Annotated in this window: 15 protein-coding genes; 10 read left to right on the top strand and 5 right to left on the bottom strand. The window is 68.0% G+C overall.

What is annotated here, in order from left to right; genetic code table 11:
• Nucleotides 1–484 precede the first annotated feature (484 nt).
• From ACMGER_RS12815 to ACMGER_RS12790, 6 genes are all read left to right on the top strand, one after another.
• Nucleotides 485–1,780 carry a P1 family peptidase gene (locus tag ACMGER_RS12815; protein ID WP_436812524.1) on the top strand — a complete coding sequence of 432 codons (1,296 nt, stop codon included), beginning with the start codon at nucleotides 485–487 and terminating at the stop codon, nucleotides 1,778–1,780.
• 1 nt (nucleotide 1,781) lies between these two features.
• Complete coding sequence (locus tag ACMGER_RS12810) at nucleotides 1,782–2,948, top strand: serine hydrolase domain-containing protein (protein WP_436812523.1); 1,167 nt, start codon at nucleotides 1,782–1,784, stop codon at nucleotides 2,946–2,948.
• Nucleotides 2,945–4,339, top strand: coding sequence for a peptide MFS transporter (locus tag ACMGER_RS12805; RefSeq protein WP_436812522.1), 1,395 nt, complete (start codon nucleotides 2,945–2,947; stop codon nucleotides 4,337–4,339). The genes ACMGER_RS12810 and ACMGER_RS12805 overlap by 4 nt, the downstream gene beginning before the upstream one ends.
• 4 nt (nucleotides 4,340–4,343) lie before the next feature.
• Nucleotides 4,344–5,720, top strand: coding sequence for an aminotransferase (locus tag ACMGER_RS12800; protein WP_436812521.1), 1,377 nt, complete (start codon nucleotides 4,344–4,346; stop codon nucleotides 5,718–5,720).
• 15 nt (nucleotides 5,721–5,735) lie between these two features.
• Entirely contained in the window at nucleotides 5,736–6,923 is a 1,188-nt protein-coding gene (locus ACMGER_RS12795) for an acyl-CoA dehydrogenase (protein ID WP_436812520.1), read from the top strand.
• A gap of 314 nt (nucleotides 6,924–7,237) precedes the next feature.
• Nucleotides 7,238–9,577 carry a TonB-dependent receptor gene (locus ACMGER_RS12790; protein ID WP_436812519.1) on the top strand — a complete coding sequence of 780 codons (2,340 nt, stop codon included), beginning with the start codon at nucleotides 7,238–7,240 and terminating at the stop codon, nucleotides 9,575–9,577.
• Nucleotides 9,578–9,734: 157 nt separating this feature from the next.
• On the opposite strand, the gene ACMGER_RS12785 is transcribed toward ACMGER_RS12790, so the two are convergent.
• From ACMGER_RS12785 to ACMGER_RS12770, 4 genes are all read right to left on the bottom strand, one after another.
• A complete protein-coding gene (locus ACMGER_RS12785; protein WP_436812518.1) occupies nucleotides 9,735–10,376 on the bottom strand; it encodes an FMN-binding negative transcriptional regulator in 642 nt (213 codons plus the stop codon).
• Complete coding sequence (locus tag ACMGER_RS12780) at nucleotides 10,373–11,842, bottom strand: NAD-dependent succinate-semialdehyde dehydrogenase (protein ID WP_436812517.1); 1,470 nt, start codon at nucleotides 11,840–11,842, stop codon at nucleotides 10,373–10,375. Before ACMGER_RS12780 ends, ACMGER_RS12785 begins: the two co-directional genes overlap by 4 nt.
• A complete protein-coding gene (gene gabT / locus ACMGER_RS12775) occupies nucleotides 11,839–13,116 on the bottom strand; it encodes a 4-aminobutyrate--2-oxoglutarate transaminase (RefSeq protein WP_436812516.1) in 1,278 nt (425 codons plus the stop codon). The genes ACMGER_RS12780 and gabT overlap by 4 nt, the downstream gene beginning before the upstream one ends.
• Nucleotides 13,117–13,304: 188 nt before the next feature.
• On the bottom strand, nucleotides 13,305–14,273 hold the full coding sequence (locus tag ACMGER_RS12770; RefSeq protein WP_436812515.1) for a LysR substrate-binding domain-containing protein: 969 nt from the start codon (nucleotides 14,271–14,273) through the stop codon (nucleotides 13,305–13,307).
• Between the two features lie 101 nt (nucleotides 14,274–14,374).
• On the opposite strand from ACMGER_RS12770, the gene ACMGER_RS12765 reads away from it, so the two are divergent.
• The 4 genes from ACMGER_RS12765 (at nucleotide 14,375) to ACMGER_RS12750 (ending at nucleotide 17,894) form a co-directional block, all read left to right on the top strand.
• A complete protein-coding gene (locus tag ACMGER_RS12765) occupies nucleotides 14,375–14,884 on the top strand; it encodes a GNAT family N-acetyltransferase (protein WP_436812514.1) in 510 nt (169 codons plus the stop codon).
• A 162-nt stretch (nucleotides 14,885–15,046) separates the two neighbouring features.
• Nucleotides 15,047–16,459: a DUF7125 family protein gene (locus tag ACMGER_RS12760; protein WP_436812513.1), complete on the top strand. Its 1,413-nt coding sequence runs from the start codon at nucleotides 15,047–15,049 to the stop codon at nucleotides 16,457–16,459.
• Nucleotides 16,456–17,502 carry a sensor histidine kinase gene (locus ACMGER_RS12755; RefSeq protein ID WP_436812512.1) on the top strand — a complete coding sequence of 349 codons (1,047 nt, stop codon included), beginning with the start codon at nucleotides 16,456–16,458 and terminating at the stop codon, nucleotides 17,500–17,502. Before ACMGER_RS12760 ends, ACMGER_RS12755 begins: the two co-directional genes overlap by 4 nt.
• Entirely contained in the window at nucleotides 17,487–17,894 is a 408-nt protein-coding gene (locus ACMGER_RS12750) for a response regulator (protein WP_436812511.1), read from the top strand. Before ACMGER_RS12755 ends, ACMGER_RS12750 begins: the two co-directional genes overlap by 16 nt.
• Before the next feature lie 28 nt (nucleotides 17,895–17,922).
• Here ACMGER_RS12750 and ACMGER_RS12745 read toward each other — a convergent pair whose 3' ends face one another.
• The gene (locus tag ACMGER_RS12745; protein ID WP_436812510.1) at nucleotides 17,923–21,315 is read right to left on the bottom strand and encodes a glycosyl hydrolase; all 3,393 of its coding nucleotides are present in this window, start codon (nucleotides 21,313–21,315) and stop codon (nucleotides 17,923–17,925) included.
• Nucleotides 21,316–21,461 lie beyond the last annotated feature (146 nt).

Here is a 21,461-nt window from a genome sequence, read left to right as displayed (position 1 = left end):
TGGCAGGCGTTATTATTGGTACCTGCGGTTACGACCTTCGGGACCAGCAACCGGATGTACGCGAGCCCCACATCCGTCCTCGCCTCGAGCTCTCCCGAGACGCTTAAGCCGTTGAGCCGCGCTCTTGCACTCTCAATTTTCGGACATGTTGCGGCGCCGGCTTCTGCACGAACGCTTGCTGCGGCTTCCGATCCTGATCTGCTGCCTGGTGTTTCCATGGCACCAATAGTCGTGCTCTTGTCATCTTCTGCTTTCGCGGCTCCTGGCGCATCATCGCTCAATGATAGTCATGCAAGCGTAGGCGCTGGTGGGGAAGACAGGCATGGATCGGCATGGGAGCGGCTGGCATGGAACTGGTTCGCTATTACGGTGCGGCTTCGCTGCAGCGGTTGGCTTGATCTGTGCCGTTCCCGCCGTGAGGGCGCAGGACGTCCAGCCACCTCAAAGTCCACCTCAGTCCATAAACCAGGATGGGCTCTACCCCGTGGTCAATTCGGACGGCGGCACGGATGCGCGGACGCTACGCTTCGACTGGCCGATGCTCAGCATCGGCACCGGCGAATATGAGGAGGGGCCGACCGGCGTCACCGTGTTCCGCTTCGGCCGCAAGGTCCATGGCGCGGTCGACGTGCGCGGCGGGGCGCCGGGGACGGTCAACACCGATTTCCTGCGGCTCGGCTACGAGACTCCCGACCTGGATGCGGTCGTCTTCGCCGGCGGCTCCTGGTACGGGCTGGAGGCGACCACCGCCGTCGACACCGCGCTCAAGGACGACGGCGTGCGCAGCGGCTATTGGGACGATATCGGCCTCGCCGTCGGCGCGATCATCTATGACTTCGGCGGCCGGCGGCTGAACGAGATCTATCCGGACAAGCGGCTCGCGCAGGCGGCGCTGCGGGCCGCCCGGCCCGGCGTCTTTCCGCTCGGCGCGCGCGGTGCCGGCCGCTCGGCGATGACAGGCAGCCTGTTCGGCTGCGACGCGCATTCGGGGCAGGGCGGCGCCTTCCGCCAGGTCGGGCCGGTCAAGATCGCCGCCTTCACCGTCGTCAACGCGTTCGGCGCGGTCACCGACCGCGACGGCAAGCTGGTCGCCTGCTATCCCGATCCCGCCTGGCCGAAGGACGTGAAGACCAGCGCGCTGCTCACCGATTTCTCGCAGAAGCGGCTGTCGGGGCTGCTCGCCTCCTCGGCCGACAAGGGGCGCAAGAACACGACGGTGAGCCTGGTCGTCACCAACGTGAAGATGAGCCCGGCCGAGCTGCAGCGGCTCGCGATCCAGGTCCACAGCTCGATGGCGCGCGGCATCCAGCCGTTCCAGACCATGTTCGACGGCGACGTGCTCTACGCCGTCTCGACCGACGAGGTCGATCCGGGCGAGGCGACGCTGGGCTTCGGTTCGGTCGACGTCGCCACGCTGGCGTCGGAGGCGATGTGGGATGCGATCCTCGCCTCGGTGCCGCCGCAGCCGGCGGCGCCGGTGCCGGCGAAGCGCGCCGTCGCGGCGCCGGTGGTGCTCGAGGGCTATGCCGGCGACTACCGCTTCAGCCCGATCGCCGCGCTTCGCATCACCGCGCGCGACGGGAAGTTGTTCGGCGAGGCGATCGGCAAATACGACGTCTTCGCGATCAAACGCGGCCAGCCGGTCGAGCTGCTGCCGGTGACGGCGACCGACTTCACCGTGCCGGGTCGCTATCCGATGCTGCTGCGCTTCGACGGTAAGGGCGCGCTGACCGTCAATCCCGGATCGTGGCAGCAGATCGCACAGAGGATCGCCCGCTGACGTGCCGCGCCTCCAGCCGATGACCAAGCCGATCGAGGAAGCCGATCCGGCCACGCTGCTCCACGCCACCTATGCCGGGCACCTCCTTCCCGGCCGGCAGCTCGAGGCGTTCCGGCGGTTCGAGCATCTCTTCCCGACGCGCATGGTCCGCCGCGGCATGGCCGCGCGCCCGTTGCCCCGCCGCGACGTGCCGTTCCCGGACCTGTCGTTCCAATCGAACGGCAAGACCTGCGACCTCTACGACTATGTCTCGCGCAATCGCGGCATCGGCCTGCTCATCCTGAAGGACGGCGCCATCGCGTTCGAGAACCACGAGCTCGGCCATGACGAGCGCACCCGCTGGATGTCGATGTCGATGGCCAAGTCGATCACCGCGACCCTGGTCGGCGTGGCGATCAACGATGGCTTCATCGTCTCGCTCGACGACCCGCTCACCCGCTACCTCCCCGAGCTCGGGGGCTCGGGCTACGACGGCGTCAGCGTCCGACAGCTGCTGATGATGGCCTCCGGCGTGCGCTGGAGCGAGGATTATCTCGACCCGGCGTCGGACCGGCGGCGGATGCTCGACCTCCAGCTCGCGCAGCAGCCCGGCGCGATCATGGCGTTCATGGCCAGCCTGCCGCGCGTCGCCGAGCCCGGCACGCTGTGGAACTACAGCACCGGCGAGACGCATGTCGCCGGCGCGCTGGTCCGCGCCGCGACCGGGCGGCCGCTCGCCGACTATCTGTCGGAGCGCATCTGGTCGCGCCTCGGCATGGACCAGGACGCCTTCTGGTGGCTCGAATCGCCCGGCGGGCTGGAGGTTGCGGGCAGCGGGCTCAGCGCGACGCTGCGTGACTATGGCCGCTTCGGGCTGTTCATCGCCGGCGGTGGTGTGATCGACGGCGAGCGCGTGCTGCCGGAAGGATGGGTCGCCGAGGCCGGCGGCTGCGCGATCCCGGCGCCGGGGCGCGGCCATTACGGGCTGATGTGGTGGCCGATCGCCGGCAGCGACGGCGGCTATGGCGACGGCGCATTCCGCGCGGGCGGCATCTTCGGCCAATATATCTACGTCAACCCGAAGCAGCGCGTCGTCATCGTCGTGTGGAGCACGCGGTCGAAGCCGCTCGGCGCCGACGCGATCGACGACAACGACTTCTTCAACGCCGTGGTCGGGGCGCTCGGGTGAGCGGCGCCGCGGCCGTGCAGCCGATCGCCCCCTTCGCCCCGCCGACCGGGGAACGGACGCTGTTCGGCCACCCGCGAGGGCTCGCCTACATCGTCTTCACCGAGGCGTGGGAGCGGTTCTCCTTCTACGGGATGCAGGCGCTGCTCGTGCTCTACATGGCGGGCTATCTGCTCCAGCCCGGCCATGTCGAGCAGGTGCTCGGCTTCGCCGGATACCGCCATATGGTCGAGGCGCTGTTCGGGCCGCTCTCGACGCAGGCGCTGGCGACGCAGACCTTCGGCCTCTACGGCGGCTTCGTCTATCTGACGCCGATCTTCGGCGGCCTGCTCGGCGATCGCGTGCTCGGGCGGACGCGCGCGGTCACGCTCGGCGCGGCAGTGATGGTCGCCGGGCATTTCCTGATGGCGTTCGAGGGCGCCTTCCTGGTCGCGATCCTGGCACTGCTGGTCGGCTGCGGACTGCTCAAGGGCAATCTCGCGGCGCAGGTGGGGGCGCTCTATCCGCGCGACGATCCCCGCCGCGACCGGGCGTTCTCGATCTATTATGTCGGCGTCAACGTCGGCGCCGCCGTCGCGCCGCTGATCTGCGGCACGCTCGGTGAGCTCTACGGCTGGCATTACGGCTTCAGTGCGGCCGGGGTCGGGATGCTGATCGGGCTTGGCGTCTATCTGTCGGGGTGCCGTCACCTGCCGCCCGACGGCATCGCCGTTGGCGGAGAGGCGCCCCGGCTGGTGCGGGGCGATGCGAAGCCGATCCTCGGCCTGCTGATCGTCCTCGCGCTCGTCACGCTGTTCTGGGTGGCGCAGACGCAGGTGTGGAACAGCTATCCGCTGTGGGTGCGCGACCGCGTGGATCGCGGACTGTTCGGGCTCAGCGTGCCGATCACCTGGTTCCAGTCGGTCGATTCGATCGCGGTGCTGCTGTTCGCGCCCGTCTGCATGGCGATCTGGCGCCGGCAGGAGCGCCGCAGCGCCGAACCGTCGGACCTCGGCAAGGTCGCGCTCGGCTGCGCGGTGTTCGCGGCGGCGTGCCTGTGGCTCGTCGTCGGCGAGGCGCTGTCGGGCGGCGCGCGTGTGCCGATGCTGTGGCCGGTGCTGTTCCACCTCACCTGCGCCTTCGGCTATCTCTATGTCGTGCCGATTGCGCTGGCGCTGTTCGCGCGCGCCGCGCCCGCCTCGGTCAACGCGCTGATGGTGTCGGTCTATTATGTCGGCATCTTCCTCGGGTCGATCGCGAGCGGCTGGCTCGGCCGCTTCTACGGCACCGTCCCGCCATCGAGCTTCTGGGCCCTGCACGCCGCTATCGCCGGCGCCGCGGCGGTGCTGATCGTCGCGCTGCACCGCCCGCTCACGCGCCTGCTCCGCATCGGCGCGCCCATCGTTCAGGAGTAGCATCATGACCGACCGCACCTACGACAATGATCGCCTCCGGCGTCTCGACGTCGCGCATCACCTGCCGGCGCAGCAGGATTGGGGGCTACAGCGCTCCGCCGGGGGCAGCCGCGTGATCGTGCGCGCCGAGGGCTCGACCATCCACGACGCCGAGGGCAACGCGCTGCTCGACGCGATGGCAGGGCTGTGGTGCGTCCAGGTCGGCTACGGCCGCGAGGAGCTGGCGCGCGCCGCCTATGACCAGATGCGCGAGCTGCCCTTCTACAACAGCTTCTTCCGCACCGCCGCGCCGCCGACGATCGAGCTGGCCGCGAAGATCGCGGAGCTGCTCGGCGGCAGGCTCGCCCACGTCTTCTTCAACAGCTCGGGCTCCGAGGCGGTCGACACGCTGATCCGCACCGCGCGCCATTACTGGCAGGTGAAGGGCGAGCCGCAGCGCACGGTGATCATCGGCCGCACCAACGGCTATCACGGATCGACCATCGGCGGCGTCAGCATGGGCGGCATGGCCGCGATGCGCGCGCAGGGCGGGCCGTGGGTGCCCGACATCGAGCATGTCCTCCAGCCCTATCGCTTCAACGAGGGGTTCGGCGAGGATCCCGACGCCTTCGCCGCGCGCGCCGCCGACGCGATCGAGCAGCGCATCCTCGCGGTGGGGCCGGAGCGGGTCGCGATGATCTTCGGCGAGCCGGTGCAGGGCGCGGGCGGCGTCATCATCCCGCCCGACGGCTATTGGCCGCGCGTGGAGGCGATCGCGCGCAAATACGGCGTGCTGCTCGGCTGCGACGAGGTGATCTGCGGCTTCGGCCGGCTCGGGCGCTGGTTCGGCTTCCAGCATTTCGGCGTCGCGCCCGATCTCGTGTCGATGGCCAAGGGGCTGTCGTCGGGCTATCTGCCGATCTCCGCCGTCGGCGTCGCCGATCATGTCGTCGAAGCGATCCGCGGCGCGGGCGCGCCCTTCGTCCACGGCTATACCTATTCGGGCCATCCGACCGCGGCGGCGGTCGCGCTCGCCAACGTCGGCATCATCGAGCGCGAGGGGCTGGTCGAGCGCACGGCGACGGACAGCGGTCCCTATTTCGCCGCGGCGCTGGAGCGATTGGCCGATCATCCGCTGATCGGCGAAGTGCGGTCGCTCGGCCTGCTCGGAGCGATCGAGATCGTCGCCGAGAAAGGGACGAACAGGCGCTTCGGCGGTGCGGAAGGAACGGCGGGGCCGATGCTGCGCGACGCCTGCATCGAGCGCGGGCTGATGATCCGCGCCGTGCGCGATTCGCTGGTGATGAGCCCGCCGCTCGTCATCACCCATGCCGAGATCGACCGCATGGTCGACGTCATCCGCGATGCGCTCGACGCCTGCCGGCCTCGCCTCGCCGCCTGATCACGGAATCCGTCGATGGCCGACTTCACCCCCTTCCGCTGGGACGACCCGTTCCTGCTCGACGCGCAGCTCACCGACGAGGAGCGGATGGTGCGCGACACCGCCGAGACCTATGCGCAGGCGCGGCTGCTGCCGCGCGTCTTGTCGGCGATGATGGAGGAGCGGTTCGACCGCGAGATCATGGCGGAGCTCGGAGAGCTCGGGCTGCTCGGCGCGACGATCGACGGCTATGGCTGCGCGGGGGTGAGCCATGTCGCCTATGGCCTCATCGCCCGCGCCGTCGAGCGCGTCGATTCGGGCTATCGCTCGGCGATGAGCGTGCAGTCGAGCCTCGTCATGCACCCGATCCACGCCTATGGCAGCGAGGCGCAGCGGCAGGCCTATCTCCCGAGCCTTGCCAGGGGCGAGATCGTCGGCTGCTTCGGCCTGACCGAGCCCGACGCCGGCTCCGACCCCGGGGGCATGAAGACGCGGGCGCGGCGCATCGACGGCGGCTATCGCCTGACCGGCACCAAGATGTGGATCACCAACGCGCCGATCGCCGACATCGCGGTGGTGTGGGCGAAGGACGACGACGGCCTCATCCGCGGCTTCGTCCTGGAGCGCGGCATGGCGGGGCTGAGTTTCCCCCAGATCGACAACAAGCTGTCGCTGCGCGCCTCGATCACCGGCGAGATCGTGATGGACGAGGTGTTCGTGCCGGAGCAGAACCTCCTCCCCGGCGCGCGGGGCCTAAGCGGGCCGTTCGGCTGCCTCAACAAGGCGCGCTACGGCATCGCCTGGGGGGCGATGGGCGCCGCGGAGGACTGTTATCATCGCGCGCGCCAGTATTCTCTCGACCGCAGCCAGTTCGGACGGCCGCTCGCCGCCAACCAGATCCCGCAGCTCAAGCTCGCCGACATGGCGACCGAGATCGCGCTCGGCCTCGGGGCGGCGCTGGCGGTGGGACGGAACATCGACGCGGGGACCTGGTCGCCGGAAATGGTGAGCCTGATCAAGCGCAACAATTGCGGCAAGGCGCTCGACATCGCCCGCGTCGCCCGCGACATGCACGGCGGCAACGGCATCTCGGCCGAGTTCCACGTCATCCGCCACGCGATCAACCTCGAGACGGTCAACACCTACGAGGGCACGCACGACATTCATGCGCTGATCCTGGGCCGCGCCATCACGGGGATACCGGCATTCGTACCGGGCGGCTGACGCGCACTTCCCCTCTCCCCTTGGGAGAGGGAGGGGCCCGCTCGACGAAGTCGAGTGGGAGGGTGAGGGTGCCACCGCCGGCCGCAGTCCCCTCACCCTCCCGCCGCCGTCGGCGGCTCCTTCCCTCCCAATGGGAGAGGGACAGTGACGGCACGCACGACAGTGGTGACCAATGGGCACCAGCCATCGACTCTTTGGCATCTGGCGGTGCAGCATGGTTCGGCAATCATCGAGGTCCGCAGGAGCATCACGACCGGATCGGCAACAGCCACGCCCGCAGAGGCAGATCCGGACTTGCCAGGGAAGGATCGAGAATGAGCGGACGTTACAGGATGCTGGCGGCGGCGACGATGCTGGCATCGCCCTGGTGGCTGGCGAGCGCGGCCGCGCAGGATGCACCTGCCCAGGCGGCGGAGACCCCGCAAGCCGACGCGGACGACATCATCGTCACCGCCAGCCGGCGCGACGAGCAGCTCAGCCACGTCCCGGCCAGCATCGCCGCGCTCAGCCAGGCGAAGATGGACAGCCAGGGCGTGCGCGACGTCAACGACATCGCGCGGCTGACGCCGGGCCTCAACTTCCGGCGCGAGAGCCGCTTCTCGGGATCGAACACCAACATCGCCATCCGCGGCATCCAGTCGACCGACGGCGCGGCGACCACCGGCATCTACATCGACGACGTGCCGATCCAGTCGCGCGCGGTCGGCTTCAGCTCGGCCAACACCTATCCCAAGATCTTCGACCTGCAGCGCGTCGAGGTGCTGCGCGGGCCGCAGGGCACGCTGTTCGGCGCGGGTGCGGAGGGCGGCGCGGTGCGCTTCATCACGCCGCAGCCGGGGTATGACCGCTACAGCGGCTATGCCCGCGCCGAGGTCGCCTTCACCGAGAACGGCGATCCCACCTATGAGGCGGGCGCGGCGATCGGCGGGCCGATCGTGAGCGACGTGCTCGCCTTCCGCGCCAGCGCCTGGTTCCGCCGCGACGGCGGCTGGGTCGATCGGGTCGATTCGAACACCGGCACGGTCACGGCCGACGCCAATTCGGAGAATTCGCTCGCCTTCAAGGCCGCGATCGGCTGGCGCCCGGTCGAGGGGCTGACGATCACGCCGTCGGTCTACTATCAGAACGTCAGGATCGACGACACCAGCGGCTATTGGGAGGCGCTGACCGACCGCGGCGATACCCGCTTCCGCAACGGCTATGTCCAGGCGCAGCCGCAGCGCGACCGCTATGTGCTGCCCTCGCTGGGGGTGGACTGGGATCTCGGCGGCGTCACGCTGATCTCCACCACCTCCTGGTTCGACCGCAACCAGCGCGAGACCCGCGACTATACCAATTTCGATGCCGAGCTGGTCTCGCCCGGCAATCCCTATCCGACGCTGCCGGGCCAAGTCGCGACCGGCTTCTTCGGCGACAGGCAGCATAACTTCACCCAGGAGGTGCGGCTGCAGTCGAACGGCAGCGGCCCGCTCCACTTCGTGATCGGCGGCTTCTACAGCAACGAGCGGCAGAGCTCCTATCAGCGCAACCGCGACGAGTTCATGGACACGCTGATCCGCAACGCCTTCAACGACGCCTTCGGCATCGAAGGGTTCTTCGGCACCGGCTATCTGCCGGACTTCTATATCTACGACAGCATCACCCGCAGCCGCACCCGGCAGCTCGCCGGCTTCGGGCAGGTCGACTTCAAGCCCACCGACACGCTGACGCTGACTGCGGGCGTGCGCGTCGCCCACGTCAAGGTGGACCATGCGCAATACGCGATCGGCCCCTTCGCCGGCGGCACGATCGACACGTCGGGCAGCGCTAAGGAGACGCCGGTCACGCCCAAGTTCGGCATTTCCTGGCAGGTGACGCCGGACAACCTCGTCTATGCCTCGATCGCCAAGGGCTTCCGCGCCGGCGGAGTGCAGACCCGCGTGCCGGCATTGTGCGACGCCGACGTCCGCGGCCTCGGCTACGACCAGTCGCCGACGAGCTATGATTCCGACAGCGTCTGGTCCTACGAGGTCGGCACCAAGGGCGGCTTCCTCGGCGGCGCGCTGACGGTCGACGCCAGCGCCTTCTACATCAAGTGGAAGAACATCCAGACCTCGCTCTACCTGCCGACCTGCGGGTCGAGCTTCATCGCCAATGCGGGGCAGGCGACCAGCAAGGGCTTCGACCTGGCGCTGCAGGGCCGGCCGAGCGACGGGCTGACGCTGGGGCTGGTGATGGGCTATACCCACGCCACCTACGATGAGGACGTCTACGGCGGCAGCGGCCTGCTGATCTTCGGCAAGGGCGACTATGTCTACCGCGGGCCGAAGCTGAGCTTCACCCTATCCGGCCAGTACGACTTCCAGCTCGGGGGAAGCAGCGCCGATCGCGACGGATTCGTGCGGTTCGACTATTCCTACGGTCAGCGCGGGCCCCGCAACAACCCCGACGCGTTCGGCTACGACCCGGTCATCACCAACGGCGACGAGACCAACATCATCAACGCGCGCGCCGGCATCCGGCGCGACGGGGCCGAGCTGTCGCTGTTCGTGAACAACCTCACCAACAGCCATCCCGAGCTGGCGCGCTATCGCCTGTTCCCGGGATCGCCGTTGATCACCAACGCGACCGTCCGCCCGCGGACGATCGGGCTCACGGCGACCTATCGCTATTGAAGAAGCAGGGCAGCTGACGGGAGCGGTTGTCCGTCCAGATTGAAGCGTAGCTGTGCTCCTGCGAAGGCAGGAGCCCTGGATCACTATCATGTCGCTCGCGGCCAGGGCTCCTGCTTTCGCAGGAGCACATGTCATTCAGGCCGATCGATGTGCGCCGTCAGCGCGGCCGGTCGAGGTCCGCGATCATCCGCGCGATCGCACGGGTGTCGTCGCCGCGCATCAGCGCCTCGGCGACGCGCGCGCGGTCGCCGGGCGGGTGCGACTGGCTGAGCTTGGCAACACCCTCGATGCTGTCGACATGGATGCGGAAGGAACGGATCATCGGCAGCAGCATCGCGACGCGGCCCTCCGGCGCGTCGTCGAGCGTCCAGGGCCGGTCGGCGCCGCGCTCCAGGCAAGCGGCGGTGCGCTCCAGCACGGCGAGCTGGCTGGCCCCGTCGTCGATCGGCTCCAGCGTGCCGCGGACATGCGCGGCGACATAATCCCAGGTCGGCACCTGCGGCTTCTCGACATACCAGCGCGGCGAGACATAGGCGTGCGGTCCGGAGAACACCGCCAGCACCTGCTGCCCCGCCGACAGTGCGGGCGCGTGCGGGTTGCGCCGCGCCATGTGGCCGAGCAGCCGGTCGGTCGCGGCGTCGTGCTCGAAGACCATCGGGCAGGAGGTGGCGCGGATGCCCGCCGCGTCGGTCGTGATCAGCAGGGCGAAGGGATAGGCGGCGACGATCGCCGCGGGATCGTCCGCGCGATAGGCGTCGGGCACGAACAGGCCCGGCTTCGGTTGCTCGGAACCGTTCATGCGCCCTCGGCGAGCGGCGGCACCCCGACCGCCGTCAGCTTGATCTCGACGTAATCGTCGATCCCGTGCCGCCCGCCTTCGCGGCCGAGGCCCGATTCCCTGATCCCGCCGAACGGCGCCACCTCGGTCGAGACGATGCCCGTATTCATGCCGACCATGCCATACTCCAGCGCCTCGGCCATCCGATAGGACCGCGCCATGTCGCGCGTATAGACGTAAGCGGCGAGGCCCGCGCGCCCTTCGTTCGCGAGCGCGAGCGCCTCCGCCTCGCCCTCGAAGCGGATCAGTGCGGCGAGCGGACCGAACGTCTCCTCGCGGCACAGCAACGACTGCGGATCGACGTCAGCGAGCACCGTCGGCGCGAAGAAGCTGCCCTCAGCGGTGCCGCCGCCGGTCAGCATCCGGGCGCCGCGCTCGATCGCGTCCTTCAGATGGCGCGCGACCTTGTCGACCGCCGTCGTATCGATCAGCGGCCCCTGATCGGTACCCTCCGCCAGCCCGTCGCCGAGCCGCAGCGCGGCGGCGCGCTCGGCGAGCCTGGCGGCGAAGGCGTCGTAAACCGGCGCCTCGACGAAGATGCGGTTGGCGCAGATGCAGGTCTGGCCGGCGTTGCGGAACTTGGCGATCATCGCGCCGGCGACCGCCGCGTCGAGGTCGGCATCGGCGAAGACGATGAACGGCGCATTTCCGCCAAGCTCGAGCGAGACGCGCTTGACCGTCGCCATGCAGCGCGCGGCGAGCTGCTTGCCGACCGCGGTCGATCCGGTGAAGCTGAACTTGGCGACGCGCGGATCGCCGACCAACACGTCGCCGATCGGCGCGGGAGCGCCTGTCACGATGTTGAACACGCCGGCTGGGACTCCTGCCTCCTCGGCAAGCACTGCCAGCGCGAGCGCGGAGAAGGGGGTGAGGTCGGACGGCTTCAGCACGATCGTGCATCCGGCGGCGAGCGCAGGCGCGACCTTGCGCGCGATCATCGACGAGGGGAAGTTCCACGGCGTCACCGCCGCGACGACGCCGACTGGCGCACGCGTGACGATCAGCCGCCGGTCCGCCTGGTTGGCCGGGATCACCTCGCCGTAGATGCGTCGCGCTTCCTCGGCGAACCATTCGAAATAGGCGGCGGTCGACCCGACCTCGCCATGCGCTTCGGCGAGCGGCTTGCCCTGCTCGCTGGTGAGGATGCGCGCCAGGTCCTCGCGATGCGCGATGATGAGGTCATGCCAACGGCGGAGGATATCCGATCGCTCCTTGGCTGAACGAGCGCGCCAGCCGGGCAGCGCCCGTTCGGCCGCCGTCACCGCGCCGGATGTCTCCGTACCGCCGAGGTTCGGGACAGTGCCGATCACGGCACCGGTCGCTGGGTTGGAGACTGTCAGAGTCGCATCGCCGTCGGCCCATTGCCCGTCGATATAGGCCGAGCGGCGCAGCAAGTCGGGACGGGCGAGCGCGATCGGATCGGTCATTCGCCAATCACCCGGCCGAGCGCACGCTCCAGAATATCCAATCCCTCCGCCAGTTGCGCATCCGGAATCGTGAGCGGCGCAAGGATGCGGATCGCCTGCCCGAGCGGACCGCAGGTGAGGACGATCAGGCCGTTATCGAGCGCGCGCGCAACGACCCGCTTTGCCGCCTGCGGATCGGGCGCACCCGCGTCGTCGAGGATGTCGAAGGCGACCATCGCACCCAGCCCGCGCGGCGCAGAGACACGGGTCAGGTCGTTGCGTCCGGCGAACCCGGCGATACGGGCGGAAAGCGTGCCCCCGATCGCAGCGGCACGGTCGCACAGCCGCTCCTCCTCGATCACCTCGAGCACCGCCAGCGCCGCCGCGCAGGCGACCGGAGAGCCGCCGAAGGTGGTACCGAGCCCGCCCGGGTCGCACGCGTCCATCACCGCCTTGCGCCCGATCACCCCGGCGAGTGGGAAGCCGCCAGCCAGCCCCTTGGCTACCGTGATCAGGTCGGGCTCAACCCCACTGTGCTCGATGCCGAACAGCCTGCCGGTGCGGGCGAAGCCGGTCTGCACCTCGTCGGCGATCAGCAGGATGCCATGGCGGTCGCAGATGTCGCGAAGCGCGCGCAGCAGCTCATGCGGTGTCGGATGGAAGCCGCCTTCACCCTGTACCGGCTCGATGACGATCGTGGCCACCTGCCTGGGTTCGACGCTTGCGGCGAACAGCAGGTCGAGCGCACGCAGGCTCTCCGCGACGGTGACGTCGCCGGACGGAAAGGGGACATGATGCACGCCCCCCTGCATCGGGCCGAATCCGGTCTTGTAGGGAGCGACCTTGCCGGTCAGCGCCATCGTCAGCAGCGAGCGTCCGTGAAACGCGCCGGCGAACGCGATCGCCGATGCCCGGCCCGTTGCGCGGCGGGCGATCTTCACCGCATTCTCGACCGCCTCCGCGCCGGTCGAGAAGAGTACCGTCTGCGCATCCCCCGCGATCGGCGCGAGCGCGTTGAGGCGCTCGGCCAGCGCGACATAGGGTTCGTAGGCGACGACCTGAAAGGCGGTATGCGTGAACCGGTCGAGCTGCGCATGGACCGCGGCCATCACCTTGGGATGCCGATGTCCCGTGTTGACCACCGCGATCCCTGCCGCGAAGTCGATGTAGCGGCGCCCCTCGACGTCCCACAGCTCGGCATTCTCCGCCCGGTCGGCGGCAATCGCGGTGGCGTTGGCAATGCCCCGCGGGATCGCGTCGAGACGGCGACGGTGGAGCGCGGCGTTGGACTGCATGGCGGCCTTTCGAAGACAAGCGAACTGGCCGTCAGACTGTCACTCCGTGTCGGTCGGAATAAGATGCGAACGAAAGCGGCGGTGGTGCCTGCGAATCACCGTCGGGCGGATCGGCGTTCGACAATTGGCTCCTCCCCTGAAGGGGAAGGGCTTGAGTTAGGCAGGCGGTACGCCTGAATCTCGATCGCCTAAACAATCTCCTCCCGGGCGATCGTCGCCACGATCCACCGCCGGAAGCGGGCGATCGCTGGACTCGACCAGCGGTCGGTCCGGGCGATGAGCAGGTAGGAGCCGAGCGAGAGCTTCTCGAACGGCCCGTCCTCGCCGCCGAGCTCGACCAGCTGCCCCGTCTCGATCGCATCGGCCGCCAGGAAATGATTGGCGAGCGCGATGCCGCGTCCCTGACAGGCGGCGTCGATCGTCAGATGCGCGTGCCACAGTCGCGTGCCGGTGATATCCTCAGGCACCGCGACACCATGCGCGGTCAGCCATGCTCGCCAGTTCTCGAAATTCTCCTCGTGCAGCAACGGGTGCGCCAAGAGGTCGGCCCCGCGCGTGATCGGCGGCGCGCTCGCCAGATAGGCGGGGCTGGCGACCGGGATGACCGACGGCCGCGCCAGTTCGAGCGTGCGCACGTTGGGCGGCAGGTCGATCGATTCCCCATAGGTGGGCGCGTAGCGGATATCGATATCGGCCTCGTGCCGGTTGAAGTCGGGCTGGTGGTCGCTCGGCCGCACCTCGATCGTCATCCCCGAGTGCGCCATCTCGAACGCACGCATCCGCGACAGCAGCCATTTCGACGCGAAGCCCGGCATACACCAGATCTTGAGCTGATGGTCGTCGCTCGCCTTTATGAGATCGAGCGTCGCGTTGGAAATGAGGTCGATCGCGGCGGCGATGTTGCGATGATAGGCGAGCCCCTCAGGTGTCAGCGCCGAACCGGAGCGGGCGCGTTCGAGCAGCATGGTTCCCGTCCACAGCTCGAGCGCGCGCAGGTGTCGACTGACGACGGCATGGTCGAGGCTCAGCGTCTGCGCCGCCTTGCGGATTCCGCCGAGCCGCGCCACCGCATCGAATGCACGAAGCGCAGCAAAAGGTGGGATGCTGTTGCGCGGCGGAAGCCCTTTCGCGCCCTCGCGTGGCTTGCGGCTGTTCAATTTAATCTCCATTGCCGCTGGCGCGGCCGCCCTTGCGCGTCATCTCGCTCGCGCCTAGCTTGCGATCACTCTTCACGAAACGCAATCGACGGTCGCCGGTGATGCAGACACAAGCCGCCTGGCGCGCGATGCAGGTCGCCGATCTGCCTGCGGTGGTTCAGGTCGCCGGCATTGTTCATCCGGAATTCCCGGAAGACGAAGCTGTATTCCGCGGGCGCTTGGCGCTCTTTGCGGCTGGGTGTCATATTCTGGAGAGCGGCGGCACCGTCGCGGGATATTTGGTAAGCCATCCCTGGCGATACGCCGATCCACCTGCGCTGAACGCGATGTTGAGCGAACTGCCTTCCTCGCCGTCGACCTTTTACATTCATGATCTGGCGATCCTGCCAAGCGCACGAAGGTCCGGAGAAGGCAAGGCGATGATCGAGGAGATCGCTGCGTTCGCGCATGGGCGCGGCTTCGATAATCTCTCGCTGGTCGCTCTCGGCGGCGCTCAGCCGTTCTGGCGCGCATGTAGATTTGAAGCAGTTGCAGAGGCCGGCATCCAGTCGAAGCTGCACAGCTACGGCGTCGACGCCTGCTTCATGATACGGACTGCCGGACTGGCTTGAATGGATAGTCCGCTGAGCTTGGCGGCGGGCTGATCGGCATGGTCACACCTCCCGATGACATCGCACCTTCGAAGAAGGCACAATCCACGATGACATGCGTTCCGAAGCTGAAATGAATCAACTCGTGAGGCGAATGTGGGCGAACGCACGAAGCAATCGATGGTGAGTTCCGGGATCGAGGGACTCGACGAAGTTCTCCGTGGCGGGCTGCCGGCATCCAACCTCTATATTCTCCAGGGCGCGCCGGGATCGGGCAAGACGACCGCCGCCCTGCAGTTCCTGCGTGCCGGCGTCGCACGGGGCGAGCGGTGCATCTATGTCAGCCTCTCGCAAACAAAGGCCGAGCTGGAGGCGATCGCGAAATCGCACGGATGGACGCTGGACGGCATCCGCGTCGAGGAGTTGTCCGCGTCGGAGTCCGTCAGCGGCGCTGCCGACCAGACGATCTTCCAGACCGCCGAACTGCGGCTCGACGAGACGAGGAAGGCGATAGAAAGCGCGATCGAGGAGCATGAACCCAGTCGCCTCGTTTACGACTCGTTGCTCGAGATCCGGCTGATCACCGGGGATTCGCCACGTTTCCGGCGTGAGCTCATCGCCTTCAAGGCCTTCCTCGCAAGGCGCAACGTCGTCGCTTTGCTGCTCGACACCCAAGCCCAAGAGATGGCCCAGTCGGGCGAGGAGGTCGATGGCATCGCCCACGGCGTGATCCGCCTCGACAAGGCGCTCGAGGAATATGGCTCCGTCCGGCGCCGGATTGAGGTGTGCAAGATGCGCGGCGTGCCCGTCGCCGACGGCTATCACGACATGGCGATCCGCGAAGGCGAGGGCGTGGTCGTCTTTCCACGCATCATCCCGGGTTCGGCGGTCGGGAGCGACAAGCCGCACTTGATCAAGTCCGGCGTCGACACGCTCGACGAAATGTTCGGTGGCGGGCAGGAAGCAGGAACGACCACGCTCGTGATCGGGCAGGCGGGTACGGGCAAATCGACCATGGCCTCGCTCTATGCGACCGCGGCGCTCAAACGGGGCGAAAGCGTCGCCCTCTTCCTGTTCGAGGAGCGGCTCGAGACCTTTTTCCGACGCTCGGAAGGGCTCGGCATGGATCTGCGCCAGTTCCATGAGGACGGCCAGCTGGTCATTCGCGATTTCAATCCCAACGAGATCTCGCCGGGAGAGTTCGGCCAGATCGTCCAGGAGGCGGTCAGCAGCGAAAAGGTACGCGTCGTGGTGATCGACAGCTTCACCGGCTACGTCAATTCGCTGCCGCATCGCGACAAGGCGGTCCGCGACATCCAATCGCTGCTCAAATATCTCGCCCGCGCCGGGGTGCTCACGATCCTGATCGTGGCGCAGCACGGCCTCCTCGGCCAGAATCTCGGCACCGACGTCGACGTGAGCTTCCTCGGCGACACCGTGCTGCTGTTGCGGATCATCGAGCATGAGGGCCGGCTGCGGCGCAGCATCACGGTCGTCAAGAAACGCCACGGTCCGCACGATCTCGACGTGCGCGAACTCTTCATCCAGAGTTCGGGCGTCAGTGTCGTCCCATATAACCCGTTGCCGGACATGTGATCGTCCCCGTGTCGCGGAATGACGGGTCTCTCGACTGGATATTGGCGCTTGCGCCTTACCGGCGGGATGCCGACTATCTCGAAATGCTCCTTTCCCAGCATGGCTTGTCGGTGCAGCAGGCCGCTGGGCTGGAAGAGTTTGCCGCGCTGCTGGAGCAATCGCCCGGCATTCTGGTGGCGACCCACGAGGCGCTGAAGCCGGACGTTCTGGAGCTGGTCCGCTCGCATCTGCTCGATCAGCCGGACTGGTCCGAGATGCCGATCATCATTCTTCTGGACCGGGCCGCACCTCACGCGCGCATCCGCGCTGAGCTGAGTGCCGCCTGGCCGGGATCTCGCCAGCTTTACTATCAGCGTCCAGTGGCGACGCTGGAACTCGTCAGCGGCGTCCAGTCGGCGCTGTTGGCCCGCCTGCGTCAGCGCGACGTGCGCGATCACATCGAACGCGAGATCGAGCTGCGGCGCGAACTCAATCATCGCGTGAAGAACATCCTCGCCAGCGTCTCGTCGATATTCTCGATGACCCGCCGGAGCGCTGATTCGCTTGAGCGGTTTGCCGAGGATTTCGGCGGCCGGCTGATGGCCCTCGCGAACATCCACTCGGTCGCATTCGAGGCGGACGGGGAATCGGTGGAGCTCGCGCAGGTCGCCGACCTCACCTTGAAGCCGTACCAAACGAGCAGCGAGGATCGTATCATTGTCGAGGGACCGGGAGTCACCTTGCGGCGAGAAGCGGCGACCACACTCGCGCTTTGCTTCCACGAGCTCGCAACCAATGCGCTCAAATACGGCGCCTTGTCTCAGCCGGGCGGCCGCGTGCAGCTGCATTGGGCGGTGTCGGCGACCGATGCGATCCTGACCATCCAGTGGATCGAAAGCGGAGGTCCGCCGGTAAGGGAGCCGTCGCGAAGCGGCTATGGCACGAGCTATCTTCGTTCTGCCCTCAGGAGCGTGTTCGGCTCGCCTCCGGCCATCGTTTACCGACCGGAAGGGCTGCACTTCACGATATCGGGTCCGCTTTCTCGCGTATGGCTGAAACGGTGAATTGGATGGAACGTTCAAGAGACATGGTTCAGTCTCAGTCGGCGCTCCGCATCTTCTATCTGGAAGACAATCCGCTGATCGTTTTCCATGTCGAGACGATGATCGAGGATCTGGGGCATGTATTCGCCGGCTCTGCCGGCAGCTTCGCCGAACTGGTCCAAATGATCGACTCGCTGGAGATCGACGGCGTGCTGGTGGACATCGATCTGGCTGACGGGCGGACCGGCCCCGACGCGGCGGAATGGCTTCGCGATCGCGGAATCCCTGCTGTCTTCGTTACGGGGCAGGAGATGATCGCGGCCGAATATCCGGCGGCGGCGCTCGGGCTGATCAAGAAGCCCGTCACGGCCTCCGATCTCGCGGCCAAACTGGAATTGTTCCGTCGCGGATGATGCCCCCAGCAAATGTCGGGACAAACACCTAGCGCCCTGCGGTCATCAACCTGACCGGGCCGATCAGCCCGGACGGGCGGAGCGGGGCGTCGGGTTTGTAGGTCGGGACCGTCGTGAAGGTGATTTTCTTCGCGCCCGGCTGGACGTCGCCGATCAGGCGGTTGACCCAGAGATTGGCGACGCGGACTTCGAGCCGGTTCCGGCCCGGCTTGACCGTGCCGGCGATGTCAAGCCGATAGGGCGCGTGCCAGACGGTGCCGACGAGCCGGTCGTTGACGCGCACCTCCGCCACGTCGCCGACCGATCCCAGGTCGAGCAGCAGCGGCTGGCCCGGGCGATGGCCGGCCGGCACGGTGAAGTCCTTGGTATAGGTCGACACGCCCGAGAAATATCGGACGCCGGGATTGGCCTGGCCGCTGAGCGAGCCGAGGTCGGGGAGGGTGATCGAGGCGGGCGCGCCGCGGCCGGGCTGGAAAGCGACGGTCCAGACGCCGTCGAGCGTCGCGACGGGTTGAGCCGCGGGCCTGGCGACGGTGGCCGAGGGCGCGCCGGCGGGGTTGCGGAAGACCACGAAGAAGCTGCCCTCCGCCTCGAAATCCAGCGGCACGATCGTCTCATTGCCGTCGATACGGTAAGAGACCGGCTCGGAGGTTCCGGTGTCCGCGCGCCAGATCTCGGGGGCCTTGCCGGTCACGCGGAACCGCGCCTCGACCCGCTCGGGGCGGTTGCGGCGGTTGTTGACGAAATAGACGTCGCCGTCGTCGAGCCGGCGGTGGACGAACAGCAGCTCGCTGTCGGGCTGCGGCTTCGCATAGCTGAAATCGGGCGACACGCCGATGCGCTGCAGCGCGCCCTCGACGTCGCGGCCCGCGATCACGCGGCCGCGGCCGACTTCGGTCACGGATTGGCCCGGCCACAGGCGGGCGACCAGCGCGCGATATTCCGGCCTGTCCTCACCGAGCGCGGGCGAGCCGGCCGGCGCGTCGCCGACGATCGTCGCGCCGCTCTCCGCGAGCTTCGCCAGATGCCGCAACATCGGCAGCGTCATGCGCCCGCTCATGCCGCCGAGATAGAGGACGCGGTAGCGTGCGCCCGACGGTGCGACGAGATCGCCGTTGTCCACCTTGAGCAGATCGCGGACCGCTCTCGGGCTCACGAAATCATAGGCGTAGCGGGTCGGCACGTCCTTGAAATAGGTCGCCTGCGTCTGGCCGACCGTCGGCGATTCCTCGCCGTAGAAATAGGCGACGTCGGCGAAGAAGCGGCCTTGCTGGAGCATATGGCCGCTGCGCGCGAGATAGTCGATCCACGGCCGCGCCATTTCCGCCCAGGTCTCGTGCCGGTTGAAATACTGGCCGAAGACGAGGAGCGACAGGCCCGGCTGCCTGTCGTCGACCGGCTGGTGGACCGAGGTGTGGATCACCGGCCGGTTGATGCCGTTCGCGAACTCCAGATCGATGATGCGGCGCAGGTCCGACGGCGCATGGGCCCAGGGGGTGACCGCGCTGGTCATCGATTCGGCCGCGACCAGATTCTGGCCGTAGAGATGCGCGACCGACGCCGCGCCGCGCATGTCAGAGAGGTAGACGGTCTTGGCCGCCCCGTCCCGCGGCCAGGTCCACAGCGCCGCCATCGGCACGTCGGCGTAACGCCGCATGTCCATGTCGTCGCCGAGCGAGGGGCGGCCGGCCTCCAGCGCCTCGCCATAGACCTTCAGGCCGTTCTCGTGCGCCACGGCGGCGACGGTGCCGTAATGCTGCGAGGCGTGGAGTTCGCCGATCGTGCGGCGGAAGTCGTAGAGGAAGCGGTCGCTCTCGCTTCGCGAGCCGACGATCGCGCCGGTCAGCGCCGGCAGCCACGGGCGGGAATCGTAGCCGCGCAGGTGCCGGAATTCCTCGAGGATGCGCGGCGTCCAGTTGAACGCGCCGACCTCGGTCGAGTCGGTCAGCAACGCCTTGACACCGCGCGCGCCGATCATGTCCGCGCCGGCGGCGTCGCGGTACATCTTGAGATAGGTCTCAAGATAATCGCGCACCGCGCGGCCGTCGAGCTTGTCGACCTCCAGCCCGGTCGCCTCGGCGGGGGCGGGGTGGTTGGTCTTGCCGGTGAGCGACCAGCCCATCCGCACGATCCGCCAGCTCCCTTCGGGCGGCGTCCAGTCGAGCGTGCCGTCGGGGCGCATCCGCGCGGTGAGGTCGACGACCTCCGCCGCGGGCACGCCCTTCACGTCCGGCCCGGCATCCGCGTCGAGCGCATAATAGTCGTTGGACAGGGAGAAGCCGGCCTTGGTCTCCCATTGATTGACGCGCGCCTCGGACGAGAGGCGCAGCTCCGCCACCGGCATCATCGGCTTGGCCGCGAAGAAGGCCGTGACCAGGCTGTCGTCGACGCCCGGCGCGGGCGTGAACTTCGGCGGGCCGTCGGGCGCAAGCGCGAACACGATGCGGAACCGGCGCGCCGTCACCGGGGCGAAGCTCACCGTGGTCGGCGCCATGCTGAGCGTGACGTCGGTGACCTTGCGCCACGACAGCCCGTCGTCGCTCGCCTCCAGCCGCGGCTGGATCGACGCGGGGGCGAAGATCGAGGCGGCGCCGGGCACGTAGAGCGATGCCGAGCGGATCGTCTGCGGCCGGTCATAGTCGAGGGTGATGACGGTCGGCGTATCCCGGCTGCTGCGCGGCACGTCGACCGCGGTGGCGAACCGGCCGTCGGCGAGCGGGGCGGCGTCAAGCGGCTTGCCGTCGCCGAGCGTTGCGCGCGGGGCGGGGAGCGCGCCCGTATCGGTCACGCGATAGGCGACCACCGCCGAGTCGGCGTAGTGGACGGGGTCGGGCTTCTTCTTCTCGCCGCTCAGCGACGCGAGCGGATCGACCGCCGCCACGTCCTGGAACGGCCCGGTGGTCTGGGGCGGCGCGGGCAGCACGCCGGTGAAGCGGCGGCCGCCGGTGACGATCGTCTCGCTCCAGGCGATCTTCTTCACCCCATCCTCCGGCCTGACCCAGGGGCCGCCGGTTTCCGACCAGCCGGGCGAGGCGGCGATAGCGAGCTCCAGATCGAGTTGGTCGGCGAGGTTCGCGGCGTAGCGGAAGGCGTCCTTCCATTCGGGCGTCATGTAGACGAGCCGCTTGTCGACGATCTGCGGCGTGATCAGGTTGGCGTCGAAGTTCTGGAGCCCGGCGATGCCGGTCCGCTTCATCCACTCCAGGTCCTTGCGGATGCCGTCCTTCGAGATGTTGCCGTTCATCCAGTGCCACCACACGCGCGGACGGGCGGCGGCGGGCGGGTCGCGGAAAGCTTCGAGCAGTGGATCGCCGGCCGGCGCACGCTCCTGCGCCGGCAGTCCTGCGGCGAGGCAGGTCGCCGCGAGCAATGCGGCCAGACCGAGACGGGCGGAGCGGGGCGGCCGGACGGTGGCGGTCATTCTACTCTCCCAGGAACGAGCTGTTCTGGTTTTGAGGCAGCTTGAATCTGTCCTGTTCAGATTGGAGCATCGTTCAGTGCTCCTGCGAAGGCAGGAGCCTTGGCCGCAAGCGACTGCCCTGTGATCCAGGGCTCCTGCCTTCGCAG

This window comes from Sphingomonas astragali (genome assembly GCF_051400615.1).
Taxonomy (GTDB): domain Bacteria; phylum Pseudomonadota; class Alphaproteobacteria; order Sphingomonadales; family Sphingomonadaceae; genus Sphingomonas.
This window is presented reverse-complemented; position numbering and strand designations above follow the sequence as displayed.